The organism is Chelatococcus composti (assembly GCF_014201415.1).
GTDB classification, from domain to species: domain Bacteria; phylum Pseudomonadota; class Alphaproteobacteria; order Rhizobiales; family Beijerinckiaceae; genus Chelatococcus_A; species Chelatococcus_A composti.
In genome coordinates this window covers 271,422-288,111 of the sequence record NZ_JACHEH010000003.1, presented here as the reverse complement: position 1 = coordinate 288,111, position 16,690 = coordinate 271,422, and the positions used below count along the sequence as shown (strand labels likewise).

18 protein-coding genes and 1 other RNA gene are annotated in these 16,690 nt (G+C 69.3%); 9 read left to right on the top strand and 10 right to left on the bottom strand.

Features of this window, described 5'->3' with window-relative positions:
* Positions 1-34 precede the first annotated feature (34 nt).
* From ruvB to HNQ73_RS07565, 10 genes are all read right to left on the bottom strand, one after another.
* On the bottom strand, positions 35-1,075 hold the full coding sequence (gene ruvB, locus HNQ73_RS07610) for a Holliday junction branch migration DNA helicase RuvB (protein ID WP_183333862.1): 1,041 nt from the start codon (positions 1,073-1,075) through the stop codon (positions 35-37).
* A 22-nt stretch (positions 1,076-1,097) separates the two neighbouring features.
* Positions 1,098-1,715 carry a Holliday junction branch migration protein RuvA gene (gene ruvA / locus HNQ73_RS07605; RefSeq protein ID WP_183333860.1) on the bottom strand — a complete coding sequence of 206 codons (618 nt, stop codon included), beginning with the start codon at positions 1,713-1,715 and terminating at the stop codon, positions 1,098-1,100.
* Between the two features lie 31 nt (positions 1,716-1,746).
* Positions 1,747-2,259, bottom strand: coding sequence for a crossover junction endodeoxyribonuclease RuvC (gene ruvC, locus HNQ73_RS07600; protein WP_183333858.1), 513 nt, complete (start codon positions 2,257-2,259; stop codon positions 1,747-1,749).
* Positions 2,260-2,301: 42 nt separating this feature from the next.
* Positions 2,302-3,258 (bottom strand): DMT family transporter, encoded by a 957-nt coding sequence (locus HNQ73_RS07595; protein ID WP_183333856.1) that lies wholly within the window; start codon positions 3,256-3,258, stop codon positions 2,302-2,304.
* A 106-nt stretch (positions 3,259-3,364) separates the two neighbouring features.
* Positions 3,365-4,111, bottom strand: a complete 747-nt coding sequence (locus tag HNQ73_RS07590; protein WP_183333854.1) for a YebC/PmpR family DNA-binding transcriptional regulator — start codon at positions 4,109-4,111, stop codon at positions 3,365-3,367.
* A gap of 125 nt (positions 4,112-4,236) precedes the next feature.
* Positions 4,237-5,058: a TIGR00282 family metallophosphoesterase gene (locus HNQ73_RS07585; RefSeq protein ID WP_183333852.1), complete on the bottom strand. Its 822-nt coding sequence runs from the start codon at positions 5,056-5,058 to the stop codon at positions 4,237-4,239.
* A gap of 46 nt (positions 5,059-5,104) precedes the next feature.
* Complete coding sequence (locus HNQ73_RS07580) at positions 5,105-5,698, bottom strand: 5-formyltetrahydrofolate cyclo-ligase (RefSeq protein ID WP_183333848.1); 594 nt, start codon at positions 5,696-5,698, stop codon at positions 5,105-5,107.
* Positions 5,699-5,731: 33 nt separating this feature from the next.
* A non-coding RNA gene (gene ssrS / locus HNQ73_RS07575) (6S RNA) lies at positions 5,732-5,888 on the bottom strand.
* 67 nt (positions 5,889-5,955) lie between these two features.
* Positions 5,956-6,333, bottom strand: coding sequence for a cell division protein ZapA (locus HNQ73_RS07570; RefSeq protein ID WP_183333846.1), 378 nt, complete (start codon positions 6,331-6,333; stop codon positions 5,956-5,958).
* Between the two features lie 18 nt (positions 6,334-6,351).
* Positions 6,352-6,621 (bottom strand): DUF4164 domain-containing protein, encoded by a 270-nt coding sequence (locus tag HNQ73_RS07565; RefSeq protein ID WP_183333844.1) that lies wholly within the window; start codon positions 6,619-6,621, stop codon positions 6,352-6,354.
* 247 nt (positions 6,622-6,868) lie between these two features.
* Between HNQ73_RS07565 and tkt the strand changes: the two genes are divergently transcribed.
* The 9 genes from tkt (at position 6,869) to HNQ73_RS07520 (ending at position 16,690) form a co-directional block, all read left to right on the top strand.
* Positions 6,869-8,803 carry a transketolase gene (tkt, locus tag HNQ73_RS07560; protein ID WP_244650017.1) on the top strand — a complete coding sequence of 645 codons (1,935 nt, stop codon included), beginning with the start codon at positions 6,869-6,871 and terminating at the stop codon, positions 8,801-8,803.
* Between the two features lie 70 nt (positions 8,804-8,873).
* The gene (gene gap / locus HNQ73_RS07555) at positions 8,874-9,881 is read left to right on the top strand and encodes a type I glyceraldehyde-3-phosphate dehydrogenase (protein WP_183333840.1); all 1,008 of its coding nucleotides are present in this window, start codon (positions 8,874-8,876) and stop codon (positions 9,879-9,881) included.
* Positions 9,882-9,957: 76 nt separating this feature from the next.
* A complete protein-coding gene (locus HNQ73_RS07550) occupies positions 9,958-10,410 on the top strand; it encodes a hypothetical protein (RefSeq protein ID WP_183333838.1) in 453 nt (150 codons plus the stop codon).
* Positions 10,410-11,630: a phosphoglycerate kinase gene (locus HNQ73_RS07545; RefSeq protein WP_183333836.1), complete on the top strand. Its 1,221-nt coding sequence runs from the start codon at positions 10,410-10,412 to the stop codon at positions 11,628-11,630. Before HNQ73_RS07550 ends, HNQ73_RS07545 begins: the two co-directional genes overlap by 1 nt.
* 60 nt (positions 11,631-11,690) lie before the next feature.
* Positions 11,691-12,755 (top strand): class II fructose-bisphosphate aldolase, encoded by a 1,065-nt coding sequence (gene fba / locus HNQ73_RS07540; RefSeq protein ID WP_183333834.1) that lies wholly within the window; start codon positions 11,691-11,693, stop codon positions 12,753-12,755.
* 228 nt (positions 12,756-12,983) lie between these two features.
* On the top strand, positions 12,984-13,640 hold the full coding sequence (locus HNQ73_RS07535) for a thiamine phosphate synthase (RefSeq protein WP_183333832.1): 657 nt from the start codon (positions 12,984-12,986) through the stop codon (positions 13,638-13,640).
* Complete coding sequence (locus HNQ73_RS07530) at positions 13,637-14,668, top strand: tetratricopeptide repeat protein (RefSeq protein ID WP_183333830.1); 1,032 nt, start codon at positions 13,637-13,639, stop codon at positions 14,666-14,668. The genes HNQ73_RS07535 and HNQ73_RS07530 overlap by 4 nt, the downstream gene beginning before the upstream one ends.
* A gap of 63 nt (positions 14,669-14,731) precedes the next feature.
* The gene (locus tag HNQ73_RS07525) at positions 14,732-15,526 is read left to right on the top strand and encodes an inositol monophosphatase family protein (protein ID WP_183333828.1); all 795 of its coding nucleotides are present in this window, start codon (positions 14,732-14,734) and stop codon (positions 15,524-15,526) included.
* Between the two features lie 177 nt (positions 15,527-15,703).
* Positions 15,704-16,690, top strand: coding sequence for a flagellar motor protein MotA (locus tag HNQ73_RS07520; protein ID WP_183333826.1), 987 nt, complete (start codon positions 15,704-15,706; stop codon positions 16,688-16,690).

Genomic DNA, 16,690 nt, shown 5'->3' with positions numbered 1-16,690 from the left:
CCCTCGCACGCCACCTGCGCGACAAGAACCGCTCTCAGGCCTCGTCGTCACTGCCGAAAAGGCCGAACTGCACCGCGTCCCGCTTCGGCTCCTCGAGCCCGAGGTGGCGGAAGGCGTGCGGCGTCAGAATCCGGCCGCGCGGCGTTCGCTGCACGAAACCCTTCTGGATAAGGAAGGGCTCGATAATCTCCTCGATCGCGTCGCGCGGCTCCGACAGCGCGGCGGCGATTGTCTCGATGCCCACCGGCCCGCCGCCAAAGGACAGTGCGATCGTGGAGAGATAGCGCCTGTCCATCAGGTCAAGCCCGGCGCCGTCCACCTCAAGCAGCTGCAGCGCCCTGTCGGCAATGGCGCGGGTGATCGTGTTCGCCCCTTCCACCACGGCGAAATCGCGCACCCGGCGCAGGAGCCGGCCGGCGATGCGTGGCGTGCCGCGGGCGCGGCGGGCGATCTCGTTGGCGCCGTCGTCGCTCATGCCGATGCCGATGACGCGCGCGCCCCGCTTCACGATGAGCTCCAGCTCCTCCACCGTGTAGAATTGCAGGCGAATCGGAATGCCGAAACGGTCGCGCAGGGGCGTCGTCAGCAGGCCCTGGCGCGTCGTGGCTCCGACGAGCGTGAACTTGGGCAGGTCGATCTTGACCGAGCGCGCCGCCGGCCCCTCGCCGATGATGAGGTCGAGCTGGTAGTCCTCCATCGCCGGATAGAGAATTTCCTCCACCGCCGGGTTGAGGCGGTGGATCTCGTCGATGAAGAGCACGTCGCGCTCGTCGAGATTGGTGAGCTGGGCGGCGAGGTCACCGGCCTTGGCAATGACGGGCCCGGAGGTGGAGCGGAAGTTGACGCCGAGCTCGCGCGCCACGATCTGCGCCAGCGTCGTCTTGCCGAGACCCGGCGGGCCGACAAAGAGCACGTGATCCAGCGCGTCGCCTCGGGCCTTCGCCGCCTCGATGAAGACGGCAAGATTGGCCCGCGCCTGCGCCTGGCCGATGAACTCGTTGAGAGCGAGCGGCCGCAGGGACGCATCGGGATCATCGCCGCGCCGTTCGGCGCTGACGAGGCGTTCGCCCGCCATCAGGCCTCTCCCTTACCGTACATCAACGCGCCAGTTCCTTCAGGCCGAGGCGGATGAGGCTCGCGGTCTGCGCGTCCTCCCCCGCCGCTTTCAGGGCCGCGGCGACGGCTGCCGCAGCCTGCGGCTGGCCGTAGCCCAGATTGACCAGCGCCGAGACGGCATCGGCCACCGCCGCCGGCGCTTCGCCCTCCGCCACCGCACCGGAGAGGCGGATGACGGCCGGATCCACGGCGCCGAACACCGGCGCCTTGTCCTTCAGCTCCGCGATGATGCGGGCGGCGAGCTTCGGCCCCACACCCGGCGCGCGGGCGATGGCCGCCTTGTCGCCCATGCCGACCGCCGAGGCAAGGGCCCCCGGATCGAGCACCGAGAGTATGCCGAGCGCCACGCGCGAGCCCACCCCCTGCACCGTCTGCAGCAGGCGGAACCACTCCCGCTCGGCGTCGGTGCGGAAGCCATAGAGGCGGATCATATCCTCGCGCACCACGGTCTCGATGGCGAGGACGGCCACCTCGCCCACCGGCGGCAATTGCTGCAGCGTCCGTGCGGAACAATGCACCAGATAGCCGACGCCATGCACGTCGAGGATGACGTGGTCCTCGCCGTAGCTGTCGACGACACCCTTGAGCTTGCCGATCATGCCCGCATCCGCCTGTCGAATCGCGTCCCCATCATAGCGCCAGAGACCTGCGCAACGCCCGCGCCTGCCGGTGCTGGGCATGGGTGATGGCGACGGCGAGCGCGTCAGCGGCGTCCGCCGTCGTGGCCACTGCCTTCGGCAGCAGCACCTTGATCATCGCCGCGATCTGGTGCTTCTCCGCATGGCCGACGCCCGTCACCGTCTTCTTCACGAGATTGGCCGCATACTCGGCCACATCGAGCCCTGCGAGCGCCGGCACCAGCAGGGCCACGGCCCGCGCGTGGCCGAGCTTCAGCGTGGCCTGCGCATCCTTGTTGACGAAGGTCTCCTCCACTGCCACCTCGTCCGGCCGATGCGCTCGCACGACTTCGGTGAGCCCGTCGTGAAGCTGGCGCAGGCGTTCGGCCAGTGGCAGCTCGTTACCGGAGGTCACGCAGCCGCAGGCGACGAAGGACAGGCGCGTGCCGGACACGTCGACAACCCCCCAGCCCATCCTGCGCAGGCCGGGGTCGATGCCGAGGATGCGAATCGCGTCAGCGCCCATGCCTTCGGCTTTAGCCGAACAAAGGGCGAACGGCCAGCCTCTTTACCCGCCGCGCCTGCCGGCGCCGGCCAGGGCGCCGACGGCGCCGCTCGCGAAGAGGAAGCCGACAGTCACGAGCAGCAGCGCGCCGATAGCAAGCGGCGACAGGCTCTCGCCAAGAAACAGCATACCGCCGAAGGAGGACATGGCCGGCACCAGCGCCGAGAAGGCAGCTGCCACGGTGACACCGAGGCGGCGCACGGCGAGCGAATAGGCGGCGATGCCAACGACGCCCGACAGGATGCCCTGCCACAGCACCTGCATGGCGAGTTCCTGCCAGGACGCGACGAGAAAGCCGCTGTTGCCGGACAGGTACCAGATCGGCAGCAGGAGCAGGAAGGACCAGGCGTTGAGTACCGCGGCCGCCTGCCAGCCTGTCAGCCCGCTCTGCCGGATGCCGAACGTGTAGACGGCCCACAGCGCGCCGCCGCAGACGAACAGCAGGTCACCCCGCCAGCTGCCTGCGGCGTCGCCAAGGCTCGGCCCGATGATGGCCGCGACGCCTGCGAAGATGAGGGCGAAGCCGATGAAATGCGTGCGTGTCGGCCGCTCGCCGAACCACAGCGCGCCGAAGAGCATCACAAACATCGGCACAGTAGTCGGCATGATGGAGCCCATGTGGGCGACAGGCGCGAGGCGCGCCCCGGCCATTGCGACGAGCCCGAAGGGCAGGCCCGCGCCTGCAACCATGCCGGCAATGGTCCAGAGCTTCGCGGGCTTCGGCAACAGGCCGCTGCGCAGCAGCACCGGCGCCAGCAGGAGTGATGCCACGCCGTAGCGCAGAAATGCGAGATCGAAGGGCGTCAGGCTGGTCGAGGCGCTGTGGCGCGTGGCGATCTGCCAGCCTGCCCAGATGGAGATCGCGGTGACGGCACCGAGGATACCGAGGAACTGGCCCTTGCGCGCGGCAACCCGCGCTGCCGCGGCCTCCTCGACCGCGCCCTCGGTGTGCACTGCCATTCGCCCCTCCGGCACGCCACTGAACAGTGGCGCATCCATAGCCGCCGCAACGGCAGCGCGCATCGGCGCCCGGCGGGGAGCTGCCGTGCGCCGGACGCACAGCAGCTCAGGCGCTCAGTTTCGCCACGAGGCTGTCGGAGATCTCGAAGTTGGCATAGACGTTCTGCACGTCATCGTGCTCTTCGAGCAAATTGATGAGGCGCATCAGCTTCTCGCCCGTCTCGTCGTCGACGGCGACCGTGTTCTGCGGCTTCCACACGAGCTTGGTGGCCGTCGGCTCGCCGAACTTCTCCTCGAGCGCCTTGGCGACCTCGTGCAGGGCGCCCTGCTCGCAGTAGATCTCGTGCATCTCCTCGCCCGAGACGACGTCATCGGCACCGGCCTCGATGGCGGCCTCGAGCATGTCGTCGCCAGACGCGACGGAGGCGTTGAAGGTGATGTAGCCGACGCGGTCGAACATGAAGGACACGGCGCCCGTCTCGGCCAGGTTGCCGCCGCTCTTGGTGAAGTAGGAACGCACGTCCGACGCGGTGCGGTTGCGGTTGTCGGTCATCGCCTCGACGATGACGGCGACGCCGCCCGGCCCGTAGCCCTCGTAGCGGATTTCCTCATAGTTCTCGGCATCGCCGCCCGAGGCCTTCTTGATGGCGCGCTCGATGTTTTCCTTCGGCATGTTCTCCGCGCGCGCGGCAAGGACGGCGGCGCGCAGGCGCGGGTTCATCGCAGGGTCTGGCAGGCCGAGCCTGGCCGCAACGGTGATTTCACGCGCCAGCTTGGAGAAGAGCTTCGACCGCAGGGCATCCTGCTTGCCCTTGCGGTGCATGATGTTCTTGAACTGTGAATGTCCGGCCATCGGTCCTCCGGCGGATACGGGGCACCACGGGCAGCTCCGGCTGCCCGCAGGTCGACCCCGTCTGGAATGGATGGCGCCTTATACGGCGGCTGTCGTCGAAAATAAAGAAAGGGGCGCGGCCCTGGCTATTCCCAGAAGTCCGGCCCGCTCGGCGCAAGATGTGGTCCAATGCGCACATGCGCCACGCGGCGGGCGAGGCCGGTCGCGTCGTCCGTCTCGACGGCAATGCCGGCGAGCGTGCCTTCCCCGTTCGCGGCCTCGAGCCGGCTGCCCGGGGTCTTCTCGAGGAAGCGGCGGATCGGCTCGTCCTTCTGCATGCCAAGGATCGAGTCGTAGTCGCCGCACATGCCGGCATCGGACAGATAAGCCGTGCCACCGGGCAGGATGCGCCCGTCCGCGGTCGGCACGTGGGTGTGTGTGCCGACGACGAGGCTCGCCCGGCCGTCCACGAAGGCGGCGATCCCCTGCTTCTCGCTGGTCGCCTCTGCATGCACGTCGATGACAACAGCGTCGCAGGCCGTGCCCAGCGGGCAGGCCTCCAGCTCCTGCGCGACGACGGTGAAGGGGTCGTCGAGCGGGTCCATGAACAGGCGGCCCATCACGTTCATCACAAGGACGCGCGCGCCATTGCGGGCCTCGACGACCGTGGCCCCGCGGCCGGGCGTGCCACGCGGGTAGTTGGCGGGGCGCAGCAGGCGCGGCTGGCGCTCGATGAAGACGAGCGCCTCGCGCTGGTCGAAGGAGTGGTTGCCGAGGGTGATGACGTCGGCGCCAGCGGCCAGCACCTCGTCGCAGATCGCCTCGGTGATGCCGAAGCCCCCGGCCGCATTCTCGCCATTGATGACGACGAGGTCGAGACCCCAGCGCTCGCGCAGGCCCGGCAGCCGCTCGACGACGGCCGTGCGTCCCGCCCGGCCGACAATGTCCCCGAGAAAGAGAAGGCGCATGTGAACTCCCCGATGGCGGCAGACCAGCGGCCCCCTCGCGCGAAGTTCAGACCGCTCCCGGGCGGATCACTTCGCTTTCCGTGACGACGACGTCAAGTCGCCGGTCGTGATTTTCTGCCGGCACACGCGCGACTTCCTGGCAGGCCAGGGCAAGGCCGATGGTCGTCACCATCCCCGCCACCACCGAGAGCCGGGCGATGGCGCCGTCGTAGTGGCCCTTGCCGTAGCCGATGCGATGGCCTGCCCGGTCGAAGGCGGCGAGTGGCACGAGGAGAACGCGCGGCGTCACCTCCTCGGCCGTCTCGGGCGGGCCGAGCGTGCCGAAGCCGGCCGGCACCAGCGGCTGCCACGGCTGCCAGGCGCGGAAGACGAGCCCCTGCGGCGTGCATACCGGCAACGCGAGGGCGCATCCCCGGTCGGCCAGGGCTTCCAGGATGGGACGCGGATCGATTTCGCTGCGGATCGGCCAGTAGCCTGCCACAGGCCCGGCCCCGGCCAGCTCCGGCAGGGAAAGCGCGTTGTCGCGCAAGGCCTCGGCGGCCTCCACCATCGTGTCGACGTCGAGCGCCACCTGGTCCCGCCGCGCGAGGGCGGCGCGGCGCAGCTCGTCCTTGGAAGGGGAACCGGAAAGGGCGTGCACGCGTCGACTGGCCTCGCCGGCGGATGAAGACGGTGCGGAGCCGCGATGGCCGTTGGAGTATCGATCCCGGGAGACCTACAAAGTAGGTGGGCGCCGTGTCGCCAAGTCCACGGACAAGGCGAGGAACAGCTCCCTTTAGGATCGATAAGGCCCCGGGGATAGTTTCTCCTGACGCACCCCGCAGCGCCCGCGCGGCAAAGATAGGACGGTGCCGGGCGGATTGCTAGAGGCGCGAACGGGCTGCCCCCAGCCCTCGTTCAGCTCTGGCTCTGCTGGGCCGAGGGCGTGAGCGTCTTCGTCACGCGCTCGATGCGCTCGGCCAGGACGGAGAGGGCGCCCGCCAGCCGCTCCTCGACATCGCCCAGCCGCTCGTCGCCCGCGCCCACGGCCTCCTTCAGTGCCGCAACCTCGCCTTCGAGCCGTTCGAGGCCACGTTTGGCCTCGCTCAGCTCGTCGGCGATGGTGAGAGCGGCCATGACGTGCAGGCGCATGTCGCCGATCTCGCCGAAGGCCGTGCGCATCTCCTCGATGCGGCGGTCGAGGCTGGCGGCGAGCTGCTCGATGTGCTCCTCCTCGCCCTCCCCGCAGGCCATGCGGTAGAGGCGCCCGGCAATGGTAACCGAAACCTGCGGCATTGCTCTTTCCTCTCGGCTCTAGGGCTGGCCCTCGGCGCCCATCACCGACTTCACCGCCCCCATGGCCCGCTCGACCCGCCGCGACACATCGTCCGCTGCGGCTTCCAGTCGCTCCAGCCGGGCGAGCGCGCCGTCGAGCTCGACGGCGAGCCGCGCCCTGTCGTCCTGCATCAGCGACAGCTCCGTCTCGAGGTCGCCGCGCCGCTGCTCCAGCTCGAGCCGCCGTGCCGCTGCCCGCTCGAGCCCGGCGACCGCGGCCTCGAGCCGCTCGAGTGCTGCATTGAGCATTGCCTGCGATCGCGCCATGATCTCACCCAATGACTGTCGGCGGCGTGGGGAATCGCATGCCGGCCGTCGTTCCATTGACTCGCAAAGACGACCTGCTATCAAGCCCGCGCCCCCGCGGCTGTGCCGGCCCACGTCGCAAGCGGCGTCGAACGCGCAGTCAGACCCTGGTTTCGAGCGTACCGGAAACGATCCAGTGACTTCTCCCGTCGAGCACGCCCGCCTTGCCAATGCCATCCGCGCCCTCAGCATGGACGCGGTGGAACAAGCCAAATCCGGCCACCCCGGCCTGCCCATGGGGGCGGCCGACATCGCCACCGTCCTCTTCTCGCGCTTCCTGAAGTTTGACGCGGCCGATCCGCGCTGGCCCGACCGCGACCGTTTCGTGCTGTCGGCCGGGCACGGCTCGATGCTGCTCTATGCACTGCTGCATCTCACCGGCAACCCGGACGTGACGCTGGACGAGATCAAGCGCTTCCGCCAGCTCGGCTCCAAGACGCCGGGGCACCCGGAGAACTTCGTCACCGCGGGCGTCGAGACAACCACCGGCCCGCTCGGCCAGGGTATTGCCACGGCCGTCGGCATGGCACTCGCCGAGCGCATGCTCAACGCCCAGTTCGGTGACGATCTCGTCAACCACTACACCTATGTGCTCGCCTCCGACGGCGACCTCATGGAAGGCGTGAGCCAGGAGGCCATCGCGCTCGCCGGCCATCTCCGGCTCAACCGTCTCATCGTCCTCTTTGACGACAACGGCATCTCCATCGACGGGCCGTTGTCGCTGTCCGATTCCGTCGACCAGCTGAAGCGCTTCGAGGCAGCCGGCTGGGCGACAACCCGCGTCGACGGGCACGACCCGCAGGCCATTGCCGATGCCATCACGGCAGCCCGCGAGAGCGCGTTCCCGACACTCATCGCCTGCCGCACCACCATCGGCTACGGCGCGCCGAACAAGGCCGGCACCTCCAAGGCGCACGGCGAGCCGCTCGGCGCCGAGGAGCTCGGTGCGGCCAAGCAGCGCCTCGGCTGGGAATACGGCCCCTTCGAGATTCCCGAGGACGTGCGCTCCGCCTGGCTCGCCATCGGCGAGCGCGGCCGGGCCGCGCGCGAGGCGTGGCAGTCCCGCCTCGCCGCCATGGATCCTGAGCTGCGCGAGGAGTTCTCCCGCCGCATCACCGGCACGCCACTTCCCGGCCTCGACGAGGCTGTCGCCCGCCTGAAGCGGCAGCTCGCCGAGACGGCACCCACCCTTGCCACCCGCAAGGCGAGCGAGACAGCTCTCGGCGCGCTGACGGAAGCGGTGCCCGAACTCGTGCTCGGCTCCGCCGACCTGACGCCCTCCAACAACACCCGCACCAAGAACCTCGACGCGGTCGGGCCCGGCAACTACGGCGGACGCTACATCCATTACGGCATCCGCGAGCATGGCATGGCGGCGGCGATGAACGGCCTTGCCCTGCACGGCGGTTTCATCCCCGCCGGTGGCACCTTCCTCGTCTTTGCCGACTATGCGCGCCCCGCGATGCGCCTCGCCGCGCTCATGGGCACGCAGGTCATCTACGTGCTGACGCACGACTCGATCGGCCTCGGTGAGGACGGGCCGACACACCAGCCGGTCGAGCATCTCGCCAGCCTGCGCGCCATGCCCAACATGCGCGTCTTCCGTCCGGCCGACGCCGTCGAGACGCTGGAGTGCTGGCAGCTCGCCATCGAGCGGCGTGACGGCCCGACGGTCCTGGCGCTCACCCGCCAGAACCTGCCCGCCCTGCGCACGGCCTTCACCGACTGGAACATGTGCGCCACCGGCGCCTACGAGCTCGCCGCCGCCGAGGGCGAGACAGCCGTCACCCTCTTCGCCTCGGGCTCCGAGGTGGAGATTGCGGTTGCGGCGCGCGCGCTGCTTGCCGAGCGCGGCATTGGTGCCCGCGTCGTCTCCGTGCCGTCGCTCGACCTCTTCCTCGCCCAGCCCGAGGAAGTGCGCCGCGACATCATCGGCGATGCGCCCGTCAAGGTCGCAATCGAGGCAGCCGTGCGCTTCGGCTGGGATGCGGTGATCGGACCCGACGGCATCTTCGTCGGCATGTCGAGCTTCGGCGCCAGCGCCCCCTACAAGGAGCTCTACAAGCATTTCGGCATCACGGCCGAGGCCGTCGTGGAGCGCGTCCTCGCGCGGCGCGGCGCCTGAACGGCGCCTCCTGCCTCAGTTTCGCCGAATGCGCCGTGTCTCACGGCAACAGATCGAGGGAGTGAACACCATGACGGTTCGGGTAGCCATCAACGGTTTCGGACGCATCGGCCGCAACGTCCTGCGCGCCATTATCGAGAGCGGGCGGACTGACATCGAGGTCGTTGCCATCAACGATCTCGGGCCCGTCGAGACCAATGCCCATCTGCTGCGCTTCGATTCGGTCCACGGCCGCTTTCCGGGCGAGGTGAAGGTCGACGGCGACACGATCGACGTCGGCCGCGGCCCCATCAAGGTCACCGCCATCCGCAACCCGGCCGAGCTGCCGCACAAGGAGCTCGGCGTCGACATCGCCCTCGAGTGCACGGGCATCTTCACCTCGAAGGAGAAGGCGAAGGCCCATCTCGATGCCGGCGCCAAGCGCGTCCTCGTCTCTGCCCCGGCCGACGGCGCCGACCTCACGGTGGTCTATGGCGTCAACCACGACAAGCTGACGAAGGATCACCTCGTCGTCTCCAACGCCTCCTGCACGACGAACTGCCTCGCGCCGGTGGCGAAGGTGCTGCACGCCGCCATCGGCATCGAGAAGGGCTTCATGACGACGGTGCACGCCTACACCGGCGACCAGCCCACACTCGACACCATGCACAAGGACCTCTACCGCGCCCGCGCGGCGGCCCTGAGCATGATCCCCACCTCGACCGGCGCCGCCAAGGCGGTCGGCCTCGTGCTGCCGGAGCTCAACGGCAAGCTCGACGGCGTCTCCATCCGCGTGCCGACGCCGAACGTCTCGGTCATCGACTTCAAGTTCATCGCCAGCCGGCCCACGACGAAGGAAGAGGTCAACGAGGCCATCAAGCGCGCCGCCGGGCAGGAGCTGAAGGGCATCCTCAACTTCACGGCGAGCCCCAACGTCTCGGTGGACTTCAACCACGACAGCCATTCCTCCACCTTCGCCCTGGACCAGACGAAGGTGATGGACGGCACGCTGGTGCGTGTCATGTCCTGGTACGACAACGAGTGGGGCTTCTCCAACCGCATGGCCGACACGGCCGTTGCGATGGGCAAGCTGCTCTGAATGCCACCGGGGCGCGGACCCAACGTCCGCGCCCCGCGTTGTCTGATGGGTTCGGCTGGGCGAACGGGAGACCGTGATGAGCGACACTGGCGGTGAACGCATCGAACCCTTTCTGCCTCCGTCGGCCACCGATGCCGAGCCGGCGGCCGCTCCCGCCGTGCCCGCTCCCGCGCCGGCCCCGCCGCCGGCGGCCCCCGCCGCCCCTGCAGAACCTTCACCGGCTCCCGCCCCGACGCCGAGCGCCCGCTCGCTCGCCGAGCAGCTTGCCCGCATCGAGGAAAAGGCCGCGCGGATCGAGGAGAAACAGGCCCGCGCCGAGGCGCTGATGCTGCGCCTCGAGGACAAGGTGCAGGCCACTTCGAATCTCTCGGGCGAACTCGCCCGCCAGAGCGATCTTGCCGCGCTGAACGACAGGGTGGCCCGCCTGCCGGGCTATTCGGCCCTCATCGTCACGGCGCTCATCGCGGCGGTCCTGGCCGCGAGCTTCACCGTCGCCCTCATCAAGTTCCTGCCCGGAGGCATTGGATAATGAGCCAAGGGACCAGCCCTGACACGCGGAGCTTTCGCACGCTGGACGACGTGCAGGTAAAGGGCAAGCGAGTCCTGCTGCGTGTCGACCTCAACGTGCCGATGGAGAACGGCCGCGTGAGCGATGCGACGCGCATCGAGCGGGTCGTGCCGACCATCCGCGAGATCGCCGAAGCCGGCGGCCGTGTGGTGCTGCTCGCCCATTTCGGACGCCCGAAGGGCAAGCCCGAGCCAAAGGACAGCCTGCGCCCCGTGGTGGCCGCCGTGGCCGAGCACGTGGGCCGGCCGGTCGCCTTCGCCGAGGACTGCATCGGCGAGGCGGCAGCCAGGGCCGTCGCGGCCCTCAAGGACGGCGACATCGTCCTGCTCGAGAATACCCGTTTCCATCCGGGCGAGGAGAAGAACGATCCCGAGTTCGTGAAGGCGCTCGCCGCCAACGGCGACATCTACGTCAACGACGCCTTCTCCGCCGCCCACCGCGCCCACGCCTCGACCGAGGGCCTCGCCCACGTGCTGCCGGCCTATGCCGGGCGCTCCATGCAGGCCGAGCTCGAGGCCCTCGCCAAGGCCCTCGAGGCGCCGAAGCGCCCGGTCGTCGCCATCGTCGGCGGTGCCAAGGTGTCGACGAAGATCGACTTGCTCGAAAACCTCGTCACCAAGGTCGACGCGCTTGTCATCGGCGGCGGCATGGCCAACACCTTCCTGCACGCCCAGGGCGTCGCCATCGGCAAGTCCCTGGCCGAAAAGGATCTCGCCACAACGGCGCTGAAGATCATGGAGAAGGCCGCGACCCACAACTGCGCGATCATCCTGCCGGTCGATGCGGTGGTGGCCTGGCACTTCGAGGCCAACGCCCCGTCCCAGGCCTACGGCCTCGACGCCATCCCCGAGGATGGCATGATCCTCGACGTCGGCCCGCAGTCCGTCGAGCGCGTGCGCGCCGCCATCGACGACGCGGCGACCCTCGTCTGGAACGGCCCGCTCGGCGCCTTCGAGCTGCCGCCCTTCGACGCCGGCACCGTCGCGGCCGCGCGGCATGCGGCGGAGCGCACACGCGAGGGCAAGCTCGTCTCCGTCGCCGGTGGCGGCGATACGGTCTCGGCGCTCAACCACGCGGGCGTGGCGGATGCATTTTCCTATGTCTCGACGGCGGGAGGAGCCTTCCTCGAATGGATGGAAGGCAAAGCCCTGCCCGGCGTCGAGGCCTTGCGCGCCGGCTGAGGCGCGGCAACCATAATGAGCCGGGCGGCCAACGCCCGACCTGTCTAGCGGAGAAAGAAAGTGGCTCGGATCACCCTGCGTCAGCTGCTCGACCACGCCGCCGAATACGGCTACGGCGTGCCGGCATTCAACATCAACAACATGGAGCAGGGCCTCGCCATCATGGCGGCGGCCGACGCCGTTGACGCGCCCGTCATCATCCAGGCGAGCCGCGGCGCAAGGCAGTATGCCAACGACGTGGTGCTCGCCCGTCTCATCGACGCGCTCGTCGAGCTCTATCCGCACATCCCGGTGTGCATGCACCTCGACCACGGAAACAACGAGGCGACCTGCGTCACCGCCATGCAGCACGGCTTCACCTCCGTGATGATGGACGGCTCGCTGAAGGAAGACGGCAAGACGCCGGCAGACTGGGACTACAACGTCAATATCACCCGCCGCGTGGCCGAGATGGCCCACTACGGCGGCGTCTCGGTGGAGGGTGAACTCGGCGTGCTCGGCTCGCTCGAGACGGGCATGGGCGACAAGGAGGACGGCCACGGCGCCGAGGGCAAGCTCAGCCACGACCAGCTCCTGACCAACCCTGACGAGGCGGTGAAGTTCGTCCAGGAGACCCAGGTTGACGCGCTCGCCATCGCCATGGGCACCTCGCACGGCGCCTACAAGTTCTCGCGCAAGCCGGACGGCGACATCCTCGCCATGCACGTGATCGAGGAGATCCACCGCCGCCTGCCGCACACGCACCTCGTCATGCACGGCTCCTCGTCCGTGCCGCAGGAGCTGCAGGACATCATCAACAAGTACGGCGGCAAGATGCCCCAGACCTGGGGTGTGCCGGTCGAGGAGATCCAGCGCGGCATCAAGCACGGCGTGCGCAAGATCAACATCGACACCGACAACCGCATGGCGATGACCGGCCAGATCCGCCGCATCCTCGCCGAGCACCCGGAAGAGTTCGACCCGCGCAAGTATCTGAAGCCGGCGATGGAGGCGATGACCAAGCTGTGCAAGGAGCGCTTCGAGCAGTTCGGCACGGCGGGCCACGCGAGCAAGATCAAGCCCATTCCGCTGTCCGAGATGGCGAAGCGCTACCGCTCGGGCGAGCTCGCACCGAAGATCGCCTGATTTCGACCGTCCAGGCCGGGAACCGGGAAACGAACACGAGGGTCGCCACACGGCGGCCCTCGGTATTTCAAAAACCGCTTTCCACATTCCGGCACGGCACTCTAGAGTCGCCCGCGACCTCGCGCTGCCGGCAGCTGGCGCGGACGACGCCGCCTCGAAGCAGAAGCCTGTAGGATTGCCTCACGATCGGACCGGCACTGCTCTTGTCACTCGGATACCTCAACGGCCATGTCCGACCTCACGCCTCGTCTCTATCTCGTCTCGCCGATCATCACCGATGTCGAGGCCTTCGCCCCCCAGCTCGCGGCGGCCTGCGAGGTTGGCGACATCGCGGCCGTGCTGCTGCGGCTCGCCACGAGTGACGAGCGGGCGGCCATCAAGCAGGTGAAGGCGCTCGCGCCCATCGCCCAGAACCAGGGGGCGGCGGTCATCGTCGCCGGCACGCCCGTCGTCGCCGTCCGCGGCGGGGCCGACGGCGTGCACCTGACCGGCTCCGGCTCGGCCGACGAGATCGAGGCGGCGCGCGAGGCGCTTGACACCATGAAACCCGAGCGCATCGTCGGCATCGGCGGACTGCGCAGCAAACACGATGCGATGGTCGCAGGGGAGATGGACGTCGACTACGTCATGTTCGGCGAGCCGTTGCTCAACGCCACGCTGCCCCCATTCTCCCAGGTGGTCGAGCGGGCGGCCTGGTGGGCGGAGATCTTCTCCGTGCCCTGCGTGGCCTTTGCCCCCACGCTCGAGGACGTGACGCCGCTGGCCGAGACGGGCGTCGAGTTCGTCGCCGTCGGCGAAGCGATCTGGTCCGCCCCCGAAGGGCCGGCCAAGGCCGTGGCCTGCGCGCTCGGGGCGCTCTCATCCGCCGAGGTGCCGCAACGATGAGGTCGTGCGTCGCCGCCGTTCTCGCCGTGCTGCTGCCTGCTGCCGCGCTCGGCCAGCCCGCCACGGGCCAGCAGCTGCCCGCGCCAGCGGAAGGCGCGGCCCCCGCCGAAACGGGGCGCGCCCCCATGCTGCCGGCGCCGCAGAACACCCCTGTCATTCCCACCCTGCCGAGCGACCGCAACGACCTCGCCTACGGCGCCTACCAACGGGGGCTCTACGTCTCGGCCCTGAAGCACGCGACGGCGCGCGTGGAGGCCAACCGCAACGACGCCGCCGCCATGACCCTGCTCGGCGAGCTCTACGCCCAGGGCCTGGCGGTCCCGCAGAACTTCACCGAGGCCGCCTCGTGGTACCGGCTTGCGCACGAGCGGGGCGATGCCAACGCCACCTTCGCCCTGGCCATGCTGACCATGGACGGGCTCGGCGTTCCGAAGGATCGGGCGCAGGCCGAGGCGCTGCTGGAACAGGCGGCGGCCAAGGGCCATCCAGTCGCCTGCTACAATCTCGCCCTGCTGCTGCTGCCACGACACACCGAAGGGGGAGACGCACGGGCCGTGGAGCTGCTGCAACGGGCGGCGGCGGCCGAGATCGCCGATGCGCAGTATGCGCTCGCCGTGCTCTACAGAGAGGGGCGCGGCGTGCCGCCCGACCGCGTCAAGATGGCCGAGTGGCTGGCACGCGCGGCCGAGAACGGCAACCTGCCGGCCCAGGTGGAATACGCCATCGCCCTCTTCAACGGCGACGGCACGGCCCGCAGCGAGGAAGAGGCGGCGCGCTGGTTCGAGCGCGCGGCCTGGCGGGGCAACCCCATCGCCCAGAACCGGCTGGCGCGCATCCTCGCCGCCGGCCGCGGCCGGCCGGCGGACCCGGTGGAGGCCGCCACGTGGCACATGCTCGCCGCCCAGGCCGGCCTCGCCGACAGCTGGCTCGACGACGCCCTCAAGTCCCTGACCGACGAGCAGCGCAAGACTGCCGCCGACAACGCCCGTGAACGGGCCGAGCGCCTCGAATTCGGCATCGGCCCTTGACCGCGCCGCGCAGCGGGGGCAAACCGCGCCCGGCCGCACTCCAGTAATGAAAGATCGCAAGGCATGATCCGCTCCCCTCTCATCACCGTGATGACCGATGCCGTCATGAAGGCGGCCCGCTCGCTCAAGCGCGACTTTGGCGAGGTCGAGGCGTTGCAGGTGACACTGAAGGGGCCGGGCGACTTCGTCTCGGCCGCCGACCGCAAGGCGGAAAAGACCCTGCGCGAGGCGCTGGAGAAGGCCCGCCCCGGCTATGGCTTCGTGATGGAGGAGAGTGGCATCGTCGAGGGCAGTGACAAGAGCCACCGCTGGCACATCGACCCGCTCGACGGCACGACTAACTTCCTGCACGGCTTCCCACACTTCGCCATCTCGGTCGGCCTCGAGCGCGACGAGCAGCTGGTGGCCGGCGTCATCTACGACCCCATCAAGGACGAGATGTTCGTCGCCGAGAAGGGCAAGGGCGCCTTCCTCAACAACAGGCGCATCCGCGTCTCGGGCCGGCGCGACATGTCGCAGGCCCTCGTCGGCTGCGGCATTCCGCATCTCGGCAAGGGCGGCCACGGCCAGCTCATCCGCGAGCTCGCCGCCGTTTCGGTGCGCGCCGCCGGGGTGCGCCGCTCGGGCTCGGCCGCGCTCGACATTGCCTATGTCGCCTGCGGGCGGCTCGATGGCTTCTGGGAACGGGGCCTCAACTCATGGGACATGGCGGCCGGCCTCGCCATCCTGCGCGAGGCCGGCGGCTTCGCGAGCGACGCCGACGGCGGCGTGAACCCGCTCGCCAGCGGCTCCATCGCCTGCGGCAACGAGGCACTGCACCGCGAGCTGGTCGAGGTGCTGAAGGGCGCGCGCGCCTGAGGCGCCCTCCCCGCCGCACCGCGCCGCGGCTTGTCGCGCAGTCATGAAGATGCCGACAAGCCGTGCGAGGAAGAGCCATTGCCGGCGTGCGCCGCAACGCGCGCCGGCCTTGATCGCCGGGTATTCCCCGGCGAACATGGGTGTATAGTCCCTCTGGACACAACCCGATGGTCTGAGATGGCGGCCGGCGATTCCATCAAGCTCTCCTCTCCCCGGATCTACCTGGTCCGCATGGGCGTCTTCCTGATTCTGGTGGGCTTCATCGCCTTCATGCTCTACCGCCAGATCTGGGCCGCCTTCCTCACCAACCCGGCGCTGAACGGCATCATCCTCGGGGTGCTGCTCATCGGCATCGTGCTTGCCCTGCGCCAGGTGGCCCGCCTCTTCCGCGAGGTGCGCTGGGTCAACAACCTTCGCCGCAGCGGTGAGGGCGTCGCCCTCATCGACATGCCCGTGCTGCTTGCGCCCATGGCGACGCTGATCGGCGACCGTCTGGGCCGCGGCGGTGTGCCCACGGCAACCCTGCGAGCCATCCTCGATTCCATCGCCGCGCGCCTCGACGAGAGCCGCGACATCACCCGCTATCTTGCGGGGCTGCTTGTTTTCCTCGGCCTGCTCGGCACCTTCTGGGGCCTGTTGGAGACAGTGAGCTCGGTCGGCAAGGTCATCCAGTCCATGCGCACCGGCGGGGAGGCGACCGCCCTCTTCGACGAGCTCAAGGCGGGTCTCGCCGCACCGCTCGGCGGCATGGGCATCTCCTTCTCGTCCTCGCTCTTCGGCCTCGCCGGCTCGCTGGTCCTCGGCTTCCTCGACCTGCAGGCCGGACAGGCGCAGAACCGCTTCTACACGGAGCTGGAGGACTGGCTCGCCGCCACGGTCGCGGACGTCACGCTCGATGTCATGCCCGGCACGCCCGCCCTCGCCGCGAGCCAGGATGTCGCCGCCGCACTGGAGCGGCTCACCGTCGCCGTCAGCGAGGGCCAGAGCGGCCGGGCTGCCACCCATGCCATGGCCAATCTCGCCGAGGGCATCCAGGGCCTTGTCCAGCACATGCGCACCGAGCAGCAGATGATCCGCGACTGGGTGGAAGCCCAGGCGAGCCACCAGCGCGAGATCAAGCTGCTGCTCGAGCGCCTGAACGCCGAGCGCGCGCGGATCGACTAG